Annotated in this window: 16 protein-coding genes; 5 read left to right on the plus strand and 11 right to left on the minus strand. The window is 51.5% G+C overall.

All coding sequences use genetic code 11. The features are described from left to right. Positions 1-21 precede the first annotated feature (21 nt). A complete protein-coding gene (locus ACXYMU_RS05700; RefSeq protein WP_458985396.1) occupies positions 22-1977 on the plus strand; it encodes a RecQ family ATP-dependent DNA helicase in 1956 nt (651 codons plus the stop codon). Positions 1978-2000: 23 nt separating this feature from the next. On the opposite strand, the gene ACXYMU_RS05705 is transcribed toward ACXYMU_RS05700, so the two are convergent. After that, positions 2001-2522, minus strand: coding sequence for a hypothetical protein (locus ACXYMU_RS05705; protein ID WP_458985397.1), 522 nt, complete (start codon positions 2520-2522; stop codon positions 2001-2003). Positions 2523-2716: 194 nt separating this feature from the next. Here ACXYMU_RS05705 and ACXYMU_RS05710 point away from each other — a divergent pair, with 194 nt between their 5' ends. After that, complete coding sequence (locus ACXYMU_RS05710) at positions 2717-3712, plus strand: 2-hydroxyacid dehydrogenase (RefSeq protein ID WP_458985398.1); 996 nt, start codon at positions 2717-2719, stop codon at positions 3710-3712. A gap of 52 nt (positions 3713-3764) precedes the next feature. Here ACXYMU_RS05710 and ACXYMU_RS05715 read toward each other — a convergent pair whose 3' ends face one another. The 10 genes from ACXYMU_RS05715 to ACXYMU_RS05760 all read right to left on the minus strand — a co-directional run bounded on the left by ACXYMU_RS05715 (position 3765) and on the right by ACXYMU_RS05760 (position 14503). Further along, on the minus strand, positions 3765-5198 hold the full coding sequence (locus ACXYMU_RS05715) for an amidohydrolase family protein (RefSeq protein ID WP_458985399.1): 1434 nt from the start codon (positions 5196-5198) through the stop codon (positions 3765-3767). A 35-nt stretch (positions 5199-5233) separates the two neighbouring features. Beyond that, positions 5234-5722: a GNAT family N-acetyltransferase gene (locus ACXYMU_RS05720; RefSeq protein WP_458985400.1), complete on the minus strand. Its 489-nt coding sequence runs from the start codon at positions 5720-5722 to the stop codon at positions 5234-5236. A gap of 227 nt (positions 5723-5949) precedes the next feature. After that, positions 5950-6522: a pentapeptide repeat-containing protein gene (locus ACXYMU_RS05725; RefSeq protein WP_458985401.1), complete on the minus strand. Its 573-nt coding sequence runs from the start codon at positions 6520-6522 to the stop codon at positions 5950-5952. Positions 6523-6693: 171 nt separating this feature from the next. Then, positions 6694-7134, minus strand: coding sequence for a GNAT family N-acetyltransferase (locus ACXYMU_RS05730; protein WP_458985402.1), 441 nt, complete (start codon positions 7132-7134; stop codon positions 6694-6696). Positions 7135-7157: 23 nt separating this feature from the next. Then, entirely contained in the window at positions 7158-9494 is a 2337-nt protein-coding gene (locus tag ACXYMU_RS05735; RefSeq protein ID WP_458985403.1) for a glycoside hydrolase family 95 protein, read from the minus strand. A gap of 191 nt (positions 9495-9685) precedes the next feature. Beyond that, positions 9686-10780, minus strand: coding sequence for a 23S rRNA pseudouridine(2604) synthase RluF (rluF, locus tag ACXYMU_RS05740; protein ID WP_458985404.1), 1095 nt, complete (start codon positions 10778-10780; stop codon positions 9686-9688). Between the two features lie 156 nt (positions 10781-10936). Beyond that, on the minus strand, positions 10937-11158 hold the full coding sequence (locus ACXYMU_RS05745) for a VF530 family protein (protein ID WP_458985405.1): 222 nt from the start codon (positions 11156-11158) through the stop codon (positions 10937-10939). A 131-nt stretch (positions 11159-11289) separates the two neighbouring features. Beyond that, positions 11290-11583, minus strand: a complete 294-nt coding sequence (locus ACXYMU_RS05750) for a DUF1330 domain-containing protein (protein ID WP_458985406.1) — start codon at positions 11581-11583, stop codon at positions 11290-11292. A 490-nt stretch (positions 11584-12073) separates the two neighbouring features. Beyond that, complete coding sequence (locus ACXYMU_RS05755) at positions 12074-12814, minus strand: DUF4919 domain-containing protein (protein ID WP_458985407.1); 741 nt, start codon at positions 12812-12814, stop codon at positions 12074-12076. Positions 12815-12910: 96 nt separating this feature from the next. Continuing rightward, positions 12911-14503 (minus strand): amidase, encoded by a 1593-nt coding sequence (locus ACXYMU_RS05760; protein ID WP_458985408.1) that lies wholly within the window; start codon positions 14501-14503, stop codon positions 12911-12913. Positions 14504-14705: 202 nt separating this feature from the next. Here ACXYMU_RS05760 and ACXYMU_RS05765 point away from each other — a divergent pair, with 202 nt between their 5' ends. From ACXYMU_RS05765 to ACXYMU_RS05775, 3 genes are all read left to right on the plus strand, one after another. Next, complete coding sequence (locus ACXYMU_RS05765; RefSeq protein ID WP_458985409.1) at positions 14706-14924, plus strand: energy transducer TonB; 219 nt, start codon at positions 14706-14708, stop codon at positions 14922-14924. Positions 14925-14980: 56 nt separating this feature from the next. Then, a complete protein-coding gene (locus tag ACXYMU_RS05770) occupies positions 14981-15397 on the plus strand; it encodes a hypothetical protein (protein ID WP_458985410.1) in 417 nt (138 codons plus the stop codon). A 493-nt stretch (positions 15398-15890) separates the two neighbouring features. Continuing rightward, a complete protein-coding gene (locus tag ACXYMU_RS05775; protein ID WP_458985411.1) occupies positions 15891-16262 on the plus strand; it encodes a nuclear transport factor 2 family protein in 372 nt (123 codons plus the stop codon). The last annotated feature ends 39 nt before the right edge of the window (positions 16263-16301 follow it).

The raw sequence follows: 16301 nt of genomic DNA on the forward strand, positions 1-16301 counted from the left end.
ACTTGCGTGTAGCTTTGGGCCATGAGCGCAGATACCTTATCTTCGCTGCATAATAGCGCGACTGCCTTGCAAGACATCCACCACATCCTGAAAACCTATTGGGGCTTTGAGCAATTCAGGCCTTTGCAGGAAGATATTGTCCGGTCGGTTTTGGCTGGGCAGGATACCTTGGCGCTCTTGCCGACCGGTGGGGGAAAGTCCGTTTGTTTCCAGGTGCCTGCGCTGGCCATGGAAGGGTTGTGCCTGGTCATCACCCCACTGATTGCCTTGATGAAGGACCAGGTGGCGCAGCTGAACCGCAGAGGTGTCTCGGCCATTGCCATCTATGCCGGTATGAGCCGGCGGGAGATTGACATCGCGCTGGACAACTGTGTGTACGGGAATGTAAAGTTCCTGTACCTCTCGCCGGAACGCCTGCTAACGGATCTGTTTCGGGAGCGGGTAAAGCGGATGAAAGTATGCCTGCTTGCCGTAGACGAAGCCCACTGTATCTCGCAGTGGGGGTATGATTTCCGGCCACCTTACCTGCAGTTGGCCGAACTTCGCGACACGCTGCCCACTATGCCAGTCGTTGCCCTGACGGCTACCGCCACAGCGGCTGTGCAGCAGGACATTCAGGAGAAACTGCGTTTTGTGCGGCCTAACCTCTTCCAGAAAAGCTTTGCCCGCACGAATCTATCCTACTCCTGCCTTGCCACGGAAGACAAAACCGGCCGCCTATTGGAGATTTTGCAACGTATGCCCGGCCAGAGCATTGTGTATGTGCGGAGTCGCCGGCAAACAGTGGAATTAGCAAAATTCCTGCAAAGCCGCCGTATCTCAGCGGCGCCCTATCATGCAGGCCTGAAGTTTGCCGAGCGGAACGCCGCGCAGCAAAGCTGGATAGAGGACAAGGTGCGGGTGATGGTGGCCACCAACGCCTTCGGCATGGGCATTGATAAACCGGACGTGCGCCTGGTAGTGCACATGGACCTGCCGGAGAGCCTGGAGGCATATTACCAGGAAGCGGGCCGTGCCGGCCGGGATGAGCACTATGCCTATGCCGTGTTGCTGGTGGGGCCAAACGATGCAGCGGATTTGCTCCAGAAAGTAGAGGAGGCGCACCCTGCACCTGACTTTATCCGGAGGGTATACCAGTGCCTGGCCAATTACTACCAGCTGGCGGTGGGCAGCGGTTTGCTCAGCAGCTTCGATTTTGAACTGGCTACGTTTGCAAAGCATTACAAGCTGCAGCCGCTGCAGGTGCATCACGCCATCAAGCGCCTGGAGGGCGAGGGGTATCTGCAGTTGAGTGAGAGTTACTACCTGCCGTCCCGGCTTCAGATTCTGCTGGAGAACCTAACCCTTTACGAGTTTCAGCTAGCCAACCCGGAGCACGACCGTTTTATCAGGTTAGTGCTGCGCCTGTATGGAGGCGAGGCGTTTACAAACTTCGTGAAGTTGTCGGAGCGGAAAATGGCCGGGCAGCTGAAGATTTCTGAAACGGAGCTGCGGCGAAAACTAGAGTTTCTGCACAAGCTACAGGTAATTGCCTACGAACCGCAGCACGACGCGCCGCAACTGCTTTTCCTGAAACCCCGCGAAGGCGCTGCTGCCTTGCCGCTCAACACAAAGCATTTAGCCACCATGCGGGAGCGGGCATTGCACCAGGCCCAGGAAATGGCACGTTACGCTACCAGCTCAACCCGCTGCCGCACGCAATTGCTCCTGGCTTACTTTGGGGAAGTGACAGACAAACGCTGCCGCATTTGCGACTACTGCCTGGCCGAGCGGAAAAAAGAACGTGACCACGAAGCGCAGGAGGTACTCAGAGGACAAGTAATGGCCCTGTTGCAAACGGAAGCACGCCTGCCCAAAGAGCTGGTGCAGGAATTTGAGCCTAAACACCTGGAAGCAGTCACGCAAGTCATGCGTGAGTTAATAGATTTAGGGCGATTGCGCTACCTGGAAAGCGGTAAGCTGGAGGCTGTTGGTTAAGGGATTAGCAGGCTGTGCGCTCCTTAACTGGCGGCGTCAATACCCTGGAATGAATATTGATGCTTGATAACATTTAAGCGATGCTTTACCTGCTGCAGGTTCTCATCCGAGAGCTTCTCCAAAGATATATCCCGCTTTTTCCCGCTCTTCATTCCCAGCACCACATGGAACAAGCGGATATCCATACTCTTTACCTCCTGCCACTGCACCACGATGGGCTTCTTGTGGCCCTTGTCTTTCAGAATAAACTCCCGGTCGGACAAGTGTAAATAGCGTTTCCCTAAAATGCCCAGGGGATCTTTGCCAGTTGAACGGATATACATCTGGTAACCATTGACGGGAAAAACCAGGAGCATCCACAATGATACCCAGCCTAGCTCATCCCAAAATAAAATCGGGTAGCCAAAAGCTAATGCGAGCATGAAGATATAATACAGCGTCTGGTAACTCCCCTTCGTTTTGATTGGATGCTGTTGCAACAGGTTGATGTATAGCTCTGGCGAAGCCGCCACATGGCCAAGCAACGTATCTCTTTTCTGTGTCATGGTTCAGGTGAAATATCAGGTTATCCTAATATAGGTGGAAGTGCCTGATCTTGCAATTAATTACCATTTAATAGCTAGATAATGTCACTTTTAAAAACCGACTTCGTCTAAACAAACAAGCTGGCTGCGCTGCAACAACAACCTACTTGTTTGATGCGCAACAGCACTCGCTAACACGTAACAACCCATCGCGCATGAAAGTAGCCTTCTTCAGCACTAAAAAATACGACAAGCAATTCTTCAGTGAGGCGAATGACGCCTTCGGTCATCACCTGGATTTTCTGGAAGTACCACTAAACGCGCATACTGCTATGCTGGCAAAAGGGTATGAGGCTGTGTGCGTTTTTGTAAACGACCAAGTGGGGAAAGAAGTACTGCAGGTACTGGCCCAGCAAGGCGTAAAGGTGATTGCCTTGCGTTGTGCCGGTTTTAACAACGTAGACCTGAAGGCTGCGGCAGAAATGCACATTAGGGTAGTACGGGTGCCGGCCTATTCGCCCTACTCAGTGGCAGAACATACCCTGGCGCTCATCCTGACCCTGAACCGGAAAACGCATCGGGCCTATAACCGGGTGAAGGAAGGCAACTTTGCACTGAATGGACTGATGGGCTTCGACCTGCATGGCAAAAAAGTCGGTCTGATTGGCCTAGGTAAAATTGGGTTGGTGACGGCGGATATCCTGAAAGGCTTTGGGTGCGAGGTGCTGGGGTATGATATCTCTGTAGTTCCGGAAGCCACGGAAATAGGCGTACGCCGAGTAGAACTAGACACCCTTTTCGCCGAATCCGATATTATCTCGCTCCACTGCCCGCTCACGCCCGAAACCAAACACCTCATCGACAATGCTTCCCTGCAGAAAATGAAGCAGGGCGTCATGCTCATTAACACCAGCCGGGGCGCCCTTATTGATACCAGGGCAGTGATTGGTGCGCTGAAAACCGAAAAGATCAGTTACCTGGGCCTGGATGTTTACGAAGAGGAGGCATCGCTTTTTTTTGAAGACAAGTCCGAGTCAGTGATTCAGGATGATGTGTTTATGCGGCTGCTTTCGTTCAACAATGTGCTGATTACTGGCCACCAAGCTTTCTTTACACAGGAAGCCCTGCAGGGCATTGCCTCCACCACACTGCAAAACCTGACCGACTTTGAAGCAGGCCGGCCGCTGCAGAACGAGGTAAAACCGTCTTGATTAATTTAATTGTGTTAGTATACCTGCAATTCATAAGTATACATGCACCCGCTTAATTCTTCAAGCTTTCCAGCAATTGTTGCAGTTGCTGGGCGGTATACACTTTGCCTCCTACTATCACAGCATGTAGCTGTTGGGTATGGCTGATGTTTTCCAACGGATTTTTATCAAGGATTACCAGGTCAGCTACTTTCCCCTCTGCTACCGTGCCATACTGTGCGTCTCTTTTCATCACCTTGGCTCCGTTGATGGTAGCTGTTTGGAGGGCTTGTAGCGGAGTAAGACCGGCCTCCACCATTTGCTCTAACTCCTTGTGCAGCGACAAGCCGGGGTATACATAGGAGTTATAGGCTCCTGCATCAGAACCAGCCAGGATGGTAACGCCGGCCTCCTGCATGGCGGGCAACATGCTGCGGAACTTGCTATTGAGGTTACGCATAAACTGCACCGTTTCCGCCGACTGTCGCTTGGCACTGTCAAAGCGGCGCGCATAGGTTCGCTCAATGCCATTGCCGATATAAGCCAGGTAGGCATCTGCGCTATGATTCTCCTGCTGCAGGTTGTTCAGCACCTGGCTGATATGGAGCGTAGGGACCACAGCTGTGTTGGACTTCGCCATCCGGCTGAAAAATTGATTAGCCGTGGCGGGGTCGTAGGTGTCGTAAAGCCAACCAAGGGTCGTGTAAAAGCTGATGGGCTGGTTGGTGAAGGAGCTGTTGCGCACCTGGGTTGTAATGCTGTCTTCCTGTGCCGAGCCGGCTTTAAAAGTATAGTACAAGTGCTCTGTTATGTCCAGCCCGCGGTCCATGGCGTCGCCGAGGGCAATAGTAAAAGGCATATGGCCGGAGGTGATCATTCCGCGGGCTTCGGCCTGCTTTACTATCGCCAGAAACACTTCTCCCGAAATCGTGCTGTCATAGATCTTAACAAAGTCTACCCCCAGGCTTTGGAGCGAGTCGAGAGCGGCAGGCACACCCGCTACAGAAGCTACCTCAATTGAGCCTTCCCACACCGGGTTGGGGCCGTCGAGTTTAGGGCCAGCGCTAATGATGCGGGGGCCGACGAGTTCACCGGCTTGTATTTGCTTGCGCCACTTTTGTATGGCAGGGTACAGGTCGCCGCCAGCGTCCCGCACTGTGGTGATGCCGTTAGCAATGTAGAGCGGGAGCAGTTGCCTGTTTTCCTCCTCCAACGCTTCTCCGCCGCGCAAATGGATGTGGTTGTCCCAAAGGCCCGGAATAACGTACTTGCCCTGTGCATCAAGAGAGACAATCGCTTTATAGGTTTTCGATGGCTTTGTGTCTTTTATAGCCGTCAGCACTCCCTCGTCAATCAGCAGGGTTTTGCCCGTCAGCACTTCCCCCGAGGTGACGTCTACCACATTGGCGTTGGTAATCACCAGGTCGTGGGTGGATTGCGTAAGAATAGCACAGCCGGCTAAAAGCAGGCAGCACAGGTAGATTGCAAACGTATTGCGCAGTTTCATGTAAGTTTGTTTTATGGTCGCATTGTATGGCAGTTTCAGCCGCCGTTTTTTCTGGCGGCAGCCGACAGGTCCAGTACCATGTGTTGGGTGGAAGGGCTAAAGCCTTGTCGTTCCCAAAACCGGATGGCGGCTACGTTCTTTACGGACACCTGCAGCTCAATGTGGTCGGCACCGTTGTCCAGGAGCCAGTTTTTTGCCGCTTCTACCAGCAAGTTTCCAATGCCCCTGCCACGGAAATCTGCTTTCACAATGGTTTCGCCCAGGTAGCCTTTGCGCGATAACCGGAAGCCGGGGGCGCTCTCCCTGAGGGTTGCCACAATAACACCCTGCCACTCCTCTTGGGGCACATACCCAAAAAAGCGGGTGCTTTTAGATTTTAAGCGCAACAGGAGTTCTTTGCGTAAGGTTGTTTCCGCATCGGGTTTATACCTGAAAATAGGGTGAAGCGGCTGGTGCAAATCCAGCAGTTCGCGCCACAGCGCATATACCTCGTCAATATCTTCAGGTTCGACTATTCTGATCACAGGCTGGTTTTTGGGGAAATATACGGCGGCCTCACTATAATTTCTGTGCAAACACTATATTTATTTACGACTCACAAACCCAGGTTTTATACCTGTTCAAGAGTGGTTGTGCAGCTCCTCTTTTTTCTTCCTATATCCGCAATACCTCAAAAGTAAGGTGTCTGTTTTCAATCCAGCATAGGTGACGTGATTAAAAAGCTGTGTTGCTGCAATAGCCAGGGTGCAAATCAATCAATTAAGATGTCGTATTTATCCAGCAGCCCGGTAACTCCGCTTAGCGAGAATTTAGCCTTTTTGATGCGGTTCGTTTCCGGGTCAATCGAATAATGGCTGGCTGTACGGAAATCCGTTTTCTCCAGAATAGCTTGTTGGAAAATAGCACGGGTCAGGTCGCAGTGGGCAAAAGTGGTGCTGGTTAAGTCTGCTTGCGTGAAGTTCGCTTCTTTGATGCTGCAATCCTGGAAGGTGATTTTCCGGAGCTTGCGCCTGATAAAGGAGGTGAAATCCAGGATGCAATTGTCAAACGACACCTCAAACAAGAATTCGCTGCAGGCGCCAAAGTCAACCCCGAGCAGTTTACAATTCGCGAAGGATACATTCTTTAAGCCGGTATGCGCCAATTGCATCATGCTCAGATTACACCCCTTAAAGCGGCAGTCGATGAACGCATTGCCGGAGAAATCACTATCCGAAAAATCACAGTCACGAAAGGTGCAAGCCTCAAATTCACGGCCCGCGATTACTTTGCCCACTTGGCTTACTTTCTCAAATAGTTTATCGGTATGATGGGTTTCCTGCATGTAGGAACGGTTTAAGGGGATGGTATACTGCGCAACAAGTTATACCTCATTGGCCTGGCTTACAAACTGAGGAGTGCTTTGTTCAGGTGGCTGGCCCAACTGGATCACAGGCCCGACCTGACACGTAAGGCATAATCCTGAAGAATGGCGGCAGTGGCTGTGTAAGCCCTGCTAAACGGCCCTGCTCATAAAATAGAGGTCGAAGCCATCTGCCCAATAGTCTGCTTCCACGCGCTGTAACTCAAAGCCTGCTTTTTGATAAAACCGGTAAACATGTTGCGTGGTCCGGACGACGATTTTGTTCACTGCAGGGTTTTCTTTGATCCGGTCTATTCTGTACCGTAGCAAGGCTTTCCCGATGCCCTTCCCCTGGAAGTTTGGGTGAATGATGTCCCACGAGATGAATACTGTTCTACCCGCATTAAAGCCCGTATTATACCCGCCACAGCCTATGATTTCGCTATCAGCTTCATAAACATAATAATGCTCGGCACGCTCCGCCAGGTAAACAAAAAAGTCTGCTTCTTCAGTAGGCGCAAAGTAAGCGGGCGTATTAAGGCGCAGCAACTGGATTAAGCTGTTTTTATCGGCACTGGTATAGGGTCTGATCATGGTATAAAGGAAGTATTACTTGTTTACAATGACTGTAATGTGCCGTTCAGCACATAGGTTTTCCCCTTTTGTGTTGGCAGTTGCACTACCTGGTTGCCGTAGCGCACCTGGCAGGTGTTGCCGAGTTTAGAAAGGATTTTTACTTCTTTCAACTGCCCATTCTCCCAGTCCATGTCTACTTCAAAACCACCGCGCGCCACGATGCCGTGGATGTAGCCCGTAGCCCAGGCGGTTGGCAGGGCCGGCAGCAGTTCCACTTCGCCGGCATGGCTTTGCAGCAGCATTTCCGTGATGCCGGCTGTGGCGCCAAAGTTACCGTCGATCTGGAAAGGCGGGTGGTTGTCGAACAGGTTAGGCAGCGTGGACTTGCGCAATAGGGCCAGCAGGTTCTCATAGGCGGCCTCACCATCCTGCAGGCGGGCAAAGAAATTGATGATCCAGGCGCGACTCCAGCCGGTATGGCCCCCGCCGTGCGACAAACGGTAGTCAATGGTTTTGCGGGCGGCTTCCAGCAGCTCGGGGTTTTGCTGTTTGGTGATCTGGCGGCCAGGGTGCAGGGCAAAGAGGTGCGAAATGTGTCGGTGTCCCGGCTCCGGCTCCTCAAACTCCTCGGTCCATTCCATAATGCGCCCGTCACCACCAATTTTGGTGGGTGCCAATCGTGTCAGCACGTTTTCGAGGCGACGACGGAAAGCGGCATCCTTGCGGAGTGTTTTACTGGCGGCAATGGTGTTTTCCAGTAGGTCGCGGATGATCATGTGGTCCATCGTCGGGCCCATCACCACGGTAGCTACCTTGCCGCTCTTTGTCTTAAAAGTATTTTCAGGGGAGATGGAAGGGCCGGAGACCAGCTGTTTTGTTTCCGGATTTTCGACGAGCCAATTAGCGCAAAATTCGGCAGCTTCTTTCATCACGGGGTAAGCCAGTTCTTTCAGGTAGTTGGTGTCTTCCGTGAACAGGTAATGCTCCCACAAATGCTGTACGCTCCAGGCCATACCCATCGGCCACATGGCCCACTGGGTTTGCCCGTAGGTTTCGGTAAAGTGCCACGGGTCGGTGGTGAAGTGGGCAACGGTTCCCTTCAGGCCATACATCTCCCGGGCGGTTTTGCGGGCATCGGGGCGCAGGGCATCCAGGAAGTTTAGAAACGGCAAATGCATTTCAGACAGGTTGGTCACCTCCGCGGGCCAGTAATTCATCTGGATGTTGATGTTGATATGGTAGTCGGCGCTCCAGGGCGGGGTCAGGCCGTCGGCCCAAATGCCCTGCAGGTTGGCAGGCAGGCTGCCGGGCCGTGAACTGCTGATGAGCAGGTAGCGGCCATACTGGTAATATAACTGCACGAGCTGCGGGTCTGTGTTCCCGTTTTGCAGCGCCAGCAGGCGGGCGTCTGTCGGGAAGTAGGCCGCATCCGAGGTGCCCAAATGCAGGTTTACGCGCTGGAAGTAGTGCTGGTAATCGGCAACGTGGTTTTGCTTCAGGATAGCATAAGGCTTTTGGGCAGCGGCCGTGAGCTGGCCCGCAGATTTTGCGGCAGGGTCTTCCTGCCAATAGTCGGTGGCAGCGGTCAGGAGCAACGTCACGGCATCGGCCTTCTCGATGCGGATGCCGTGACGTTGCTGTTGCACGGTACCGCCCTCAGCCAGCACTTTCAGCCGCGCTACCATACGCACCCCAGTGCCATCCCCAACATGCTCGGTCAGGGTTATTTCATCTCCGCGCAGTTCCAGTTTCGCCTTTTGGCCGGGTCTGCTTAAATCCAGCCCAAAAGACAGCGCACCGGCCTGGTCAGCTGTCAGGCGCACGACCAAGACCTGGTCTGGGGCGCTGGAAAAGACTTCGCGGGTATAGTTCACGTTGTTTGCACGGTAGCTTATTTTCGCCAGGGCAGTTTCAAGGTCCAGTTCGCGGCGGTAGTTACTTGCTTGTTCCGGGGCTGTGTCGAAGTGCAGGTTCAGGTCGCCGAGGGTTTGGTACGAGCTTTCAACAGTCTTATTGCCCATCATCTTTTCCTGCGCTAACTCTTGTGCCTCTGCGTATTTGCCGGTAAACAGCAGACCCCGAACTTCGGGCAGGGCTGCGCGGGCACCTGGGTTCACAAAGTCAGCGGGCTTGCCTGTCCATACTGTTTCTTCATTCAGTTGCAGCCTTTCGGTAGCTACCCCACCAAATAACATGGCCCCTAAACGGCCATTCCCCACCGGCAGTGCCTCATTCCATACCGATGCCGGTCGGCTATACCATAGCACCAGGCTGTCAGGCGCTTTTTGCTGCGCCTTTGTGCTGCCTGTGAGTAGGCTTAGCAGCAGGAGAACGAAAATACGCAGACGTGTAGGGGAGGGAAAATCGGGATGCGGCATGTGGGGCTTTGTATTTCTGGAGCGATATATAAATGTAAGTTAATTAAATATAAGAAACATGCAGCGCGGCGAAGTGCCTCTTTCCTTTATTGGGTTGAAGGAATAACCAGCGGTTGCGCGCGGCTGTAAAATAAAAATCCCCTGCCACTCCATCGAGCAACAGGGGATTGATTACTTATACAGGTGGCACTTTACCGGCCTCTGCCTTTCGTGTTCTTAGATGATTTGCGCGGAGGGCCACTCGTGGTGCCCCGGCCGCGGCCAGCAGCTGATGGTTTGTCCTTGCTGCGCACTGCTGTTTTGCCAACACCGCCTCTTCCGCGCAACAAGGCCGATTTCGGATTCACAAACTCGTCTTTCGGGTCAGCAGGAGCGGCCTTCGGTTTGCGCGTGGGTGCTTTCGGGCGGGCATTGCTGGCTGAACGGGCATTGCTGGCTGAACGGGCATTGCTGGCTCGGGGCTTGCTGTCTTCGCCGCGGGGAGGTCTTGCCTTCACCTTCGGTCGTTTGCTTGGAGCAGCCTCCTCCTCAAAATCTAGGAAAGAAGCCTCTTCCGTGTTCACCGAGTCGGCCACCATCTGGTGCAGCGTATCGGTTTCCTCTTGCGTGAGGTGGCGCCAGTTACCCACCGGCTGACTGCCCAGTTTAATGTTCATCACACGTGTGCGCTTCAGGCGGACCACTTTATACTCCAGTGCCTCGCACATACGGCGGATCTGGCGGTTCAGTCCCTGTGTCAGGATGATGCGGAATGTGTTTTTGCCTTGCTGGTGCACCGTGCATTTCTGCGTTACCGTATCCAGGATACGCACGCCGTTGCTCATCCGCGAGATAAACTCATTGGTGAGCGGCTTGTCTACCGTCACGATGTATTCCTTCTCGTGGAGGTTGCCCGCACGCAGGATCTTGTTGATGATGTCACCGTTGTTGGTCAGCAAAATCAGGCCTTCGGTAGGGTTATCGAGGCGCCCTATCGGAAAGATACGCTTCGGGAAACCGATGAAGTCGATGATGTTGTTCTTGTCTTTGGTGTCGGTGGTGGTGGTAACGCCGGCCGGTTTGTTAAAGGCAATGTATACCGGGCGGTCGGTTGGCTTTTTATGCTTGATCTGCTCTCCGTCCACAGCCACTTTGTCGCCGGCCTTTACGGTAGCACCCATCCGTGGCTCCTTGCCGTTAATGGTCACGCGGCCTTCCTCAATGTAGCGGTCGGCCTCGCGGCGGGAACAGAATCCGGAGTCGGAGATGAATTTATTCAGGCGTATGTTGCTATCTGTACTAGACATAGGTTACTTCTTTCTAAAATGTTGGCTTGCAGGCCAGGGGCTATTTGGTGCCAGGTGCGTAGCCCCAGCTTTTTATACGGTGCCAGCAGGGCAGGGGTGTTGATGGTAGAAGGCAGCCAAAGGGCCAAGCCTTGTGTTATTAGGTTCGTTGCCGTATTATCTGTGGAAGGTATAAATGTACAGCTTCTCTACTTTTTCGCGCGCCCACGGGGTTTTGCGCAGAAACTTCAGGCTGGACTTGATGCTGGGGTTGCTGTTAAAGCTGTTAATATTGATTTTATACCCCAGCTCTTCCCATCCATAATAGTCCACCAGTTTCACCAGGATCATCTCCAGTGTTTTGCCGTGCAGCGGGTTGTTTTTTTGCTCTTCCATCATACTCGGCACAAAATTAGTCAATTCCGGCACAAAAGAACATCGGAACCTCAATAATTAGAACAGCCGCACCCACAGGAGCCAGCGCTTGCCAGCCGGATGCGGCCGTTGTGCATTGCACCCTGGGCTAAACGTTACCCCTCAAAGCCTTCCAACACGATCATCCGCGTGTTAGAAGCGCGCTGGCGTATGGCCTTGGCCTCCGAGTATTCCGGTGAATTCCACCACTCCTTCGCCCGCTCCATGGTCGGGAACTGCAGCACCACGATGCGGTTTACAGGGCCTTCGCCTTCCAATTGCGCTGTTGCACCACCCCGCACGATAAACTTACCGTCGTAAGCGGCCAGTGTGGCAGGGGTGAGCTTTTTATAAGCTTCATAAGTAGCCGGGTCGGTTACTTCAACTTCTACAAGTACGTATGCTGGCATGGGTTTATATATATGTGTTCTGGAATTACAATTGAGATTGGAAAAGGTTTATGGCTGAGGTTAGGTGCTTTGCAGTGCCGGGTCCAACCACCCCCAGCACCTCAGCGCTACGCTCGTTAGTTTCGAACTCGCGTTCTCACTAATCCAAGGAGGGGAGTTTTCAGCTTTATGGGTTTCTCCCGCTCATCCCCTAAAGTGGTTTATCTGCTTTACCGGATTTTCCTTCTCTACTTTACTGGCGCCCCGAATGCTTTCGAGGCGTCTTAGAATAGTGTCGGGTTTGTAACCCGACTGGGCCAGAGGCCTACTTATACCTTACACGAACAAGACGCAAGCGAAGGCAATGTTTTTCTACGCTACTAAATTCCCCTCCTCGGAAGGGAAGGGGTGGGTTTGTCTGCTACTCGGCAGCAAGTAGAAATCGCCCCATACCCACTCAACAATTCAGCTTTCTTGCCAATAATCGCAAAGACGAAATGAGACTTAGCGGCTACTGGTTTTTGTCCTTTGGCTTAGGCTGTACGGCTGCGGCTTTGTTGCTTTCACGCAGTTGCTTTTTGAGTTGCCTGGAGGCGTGGTCGATGTTAAAGTAGAGCGGGAGCTTGGCACCATCCTCCGCTGACACATACTCCAGCACATCCAGGTAATTGCCATGCTTGTCTGTGTCCGATCCCATGCTGCCGATATCTGCTTTTAGGTACTTCAGGATAAAGTTCTGTCCGTCGATAGGGGTGAGGGAGAACAAGGCAGAATCCGGGTGCAGGCCAGTGCCGGACAAGGCCATGGCATCCATCACGCGCCTGAACTGCTTACTGAAATATGCGGAAGAATCAGGCTTGTGCAACTGGTGGTACGCAAACGAAAGCTCGATCAGCGTCATCTGGTTAAGGGGGTGCGTTTTGTTAAAGCTGCGTCCTTTCCTTACGGCCTCCCGGTAGAGTCCCTTGTCATTCAGGGTATAAATGGCCCGCTCGGTATTGAGGTCGGTATAGGCATTGTAGTTCTTGTCTGTTGTAAAGCCGATGAGCAGCGCCAGAACCTCGTAGTTAGAAAGAGACGGATCATTACGCAGAAACCGCTTCAGCTGCTTCGGGTAATGTAACTTATCCGACTGCTTCTGTGTGCGGGTCAGCACCTTGGGGTAATCCGTTTCATACGAAAAGTGAAACCCCTGCCCGAAAGCAGGCAGGGCCAGAAACGCAATAAATATAAAAAGGAAAGCTGATTTCATAATTTTAGTGGGTGATGGCGTCTAACAGCAGGTGGCAAATGAAGATTCCCTTCCGCAGGATTCTTTGATGCCCTTATTCAGAACAAAAATGATGCATCATAAAGTGCCTGCAGGTGATTTGGCAGTTTTGCCTGAGAAGCGCACCGGTGGTTTGCGGTGCTTGGTACCCTGCTCGTAGGCATAAGTCAGCCGGATCAGGGCAGGCTCGTCGAACATGCGGCCCAGGAACTGCAGGCCTGCCGGCAGGTTCTCGTAGGTAAAGCCCATTGGCACCGTAAAGGCCGGTTGGCCGGTATGGGGCGCAATGATCTGACTGTTGTCGCCTTTATACCCTTTCTCGTCGCCCACTTTGGCTGGCGGGTTGTTCCAGGTGGGGTAAATCAGGGCATCTACCTGGTACCTGTCCATGGTGGCTACCACGGCTTCCCGGAAAGCGATCCGGCGGGCATCTGTATAGGCATCGCTGCAACGGTCTTCCCCTGTTTCATCTTCCTGGCTAAACTCCTGCTTCAGGCTCTCGGCAATGTAGGGAGCGTATTTGCCCGACTTAATCACTTCCTCGAGGCTGGTAACCGGCGCCCCATCGCCAAGCGAAAAGAGGTATTGGTTGATGTCTTGCTTAAAAACAGCGCACCACTGGTTTTGGCGCAGCTGCTCAAAGTCCGGTACTTCCACTGAGTCCACCACCACAGCGCCCAGGCGGCGCAGGTCGGCAATAGCCTGCTCAAACAAAGCCTTCACCTGCGGGTCGGGGTCTTTTTCGCTCAGCGTCCGCAGCACCCCGATGCGGGCACCTTTCAGGCCGTCTTTCTTCAGGAACTGGGTATAATTGTCCGGCACCTTGCTCTCGCTGTATTCTGTCAGCGGGTCGGCGGGGTCGTAGCCGGCAATTACCTCCAGCACTTTGGTGGCATCCTCTACGGTGCGCGCCATCGGGCCGCCTACATCGTTGCGCAGGTACAATGGCGCTATGCCGCTGCGACTGGTCAGGCCTAAAGTAGACCGGAAACCAACAAGCGCATTGTGCGAAGAAGGCCCCCGGATCGAGTTGCCAGTATCGGTGCCTAAGCCCACGGTGCCGAAGTTAGCAGCCACTGCCGCCGCCGTGCCCCCACTGGAGCCGGCAGGCACATAGGCCAGATTGTAAGGGTTCAGGGTTTCGCCGGCAATGGAGCTAATGGTCACTTTCGGGCTGAAGGCCCACTCGGCCATATTCGACTTCGCCAGCACGATGGCCCCGGCCTCTTTCAGCGCCTTTACCTGGTGGGCATCGTCGGAGGGTGCGAAGCCTTTCAGGGCCAGCGAGCCAGCTGTGGTTTGCAGCCCTGCGGTGTTGTAGTTGTCCTTTACGATAACCGGGATGCAGTGCAGTTTGCGCAGTTTCCCGGTTTGGGCGTATTCCTGGTCGAGTTGCCGGGCCGTAGCCAGCGCTTCGGGGTTGGTGACGATGATGGCGTTGAGCTTGGTCGGCTTGTCGTAGCTTTTGATGCGGTTGAGGTAGGTGGTCACGAGCTGCTCGCAGGTGCAGGTACCATCCTGGAAAGCCTGTTGTATCTCTGCAATAGTAGCTTCCTCTACCTGCAGCGGCTTTTTCTTTTTGGCAGTAGCCTGTTGGGGTTGGGTAGTGCAACTGCTGAAAAGCAGGGTAAGTAAAAGGGAAAAGGTAAGCGAAAGCTGTATGGCGCGCATGTACAATATCAGTCAGAATGTCTTCAGGTAAAGCTAAGGCTTATTCGGCAAAGAGGAAAAGGGAGGCGCTAAAATAAATCTAATATAGTTTTGTATAATGCTGATGCTATATAGTATATTCGGTAAATCAATTTCATTTAGAAGTTGAATTTAGGTGGCAAGTGAGGAGTTACTTGGAAAAATTCAATAGCCTGAAGCAGCAATGGAGAATAATATAACGGGCAAGGTATTAGTCCAGTACACGATTGATGCAAATGGTAATGTTAAAGATGCTGTTGTCGTTGAGGGGATTGGGTATGGATGTGACGAAGAAGCTTTGAGAGTTATCAAGTTAGCAAAGTTTAAAAATTACATGAATCAGGATATTGAAAGAAGGTCAAGAGTGCCATTTGAAATAAAATCAGAAACTAACAAAAATTAAAGCACATTGAGATGCACTTTAACCAAAACGTTGGCAATTGTAAACCCTAATAAAAGATGAAAAAAACTTTACCCTTAGATAAAGGAGAGATAGAATTAAGCGAAGATATGCTGACTATCCGGGACAATGCTAAAAGGTATAAATGGAAGAGAATTCTTTATTCATGCATATGGATTGTCTATGGTGTATTATCTCTACTCAGATACACAAAAACAGGTGACCAGTTCTTGCTATGGTCTGGTGTAATCATTGGGTTAGGGCATGCAGGAGCAATAGTTTACAAGCTATTTGAAACGACCAGCAGTCAAATAGAATTGCATAACATCAAAATAGCTGTTTTCAAGAGAAGATTTGGCACTTCATATCTAATGCTAAAATTGAAAAGTGGATCTAAAAGAAGAATCAACAAAATTGAGCCTATAGAAGATGATTTAAGAGCTTTTTTAGACAGAAAGAGTATCGTAACCCGATAAATTAATTTTGCCAATAAGGTGAAGCCTTAATCTTTGCTATGCTTCGGGCTCCGGCTGCACGAACACCGTTGTAGCAAATCTTAAATTAAAAATAAAAAAAATGAATAGCATTAAAGATCTATTTTCTAACACTTGGAGAAAGTCTCTTATAGTAATTGCGACGTTGATTATTGTATTCCTAGCAGGTTATCATGTAGGGGGTAGTATCGGCGAGCTTATTTTTAACCTCACGCATTAATCTATTACTGACACTTTAGAATCAGTTGTAAAATTAGCTGTAAGTTTTGCGTTGGAAACCAGTATGCCACGACCCATACGGATAAATGCCTTTGAAACGCTTTTTCAAATCTTCTGCTAAAATTGTGCAGGCTGCAATGGCGAAAATAAATGATTCCATAAAATAGTCTAAGCGGAACAACTAGTGAATAAAAACCTTTTATTCTTAGCCATCTTCATGGTACTGATTTCCTGTAACAACCAAAACAAACCAACAATGGAAACAAAAAATGTGGATTTAGTGAATCGGTATTTTGAGCACTTCAATAACCACGACTGGGAAAAGATGGCAGCAATGTACACAGAAACGGCTGCGTTCAAAGACCCATCAATCGGACAAGGGATTGTAAAACAGACACGAGAACAGACTATCCAAAAGTACAGTGAGTTAAATGAGGTATTTCCTGACTTAACCGACAAGGTCATTCAGGTATACCCGTCAGGAGAAAAGCATGTCATTGTAGAGTTTGTATCGAGCGGAACAGCACCAGATGGGTCTGTATTTGAACTTCCAATCTGCACGATTTTCACTATAGAAAATGGTAAAATCATTAAGGACTTTACCTATTACGATAACTTTGAAGAATAAAGAAAACAGATCATAACACTGCACAGGCTCAAACCTCGG

The sequence above is a fragment of the Pontibacter sp. CAU 1760 genome, from assembly GCF_054482735.1.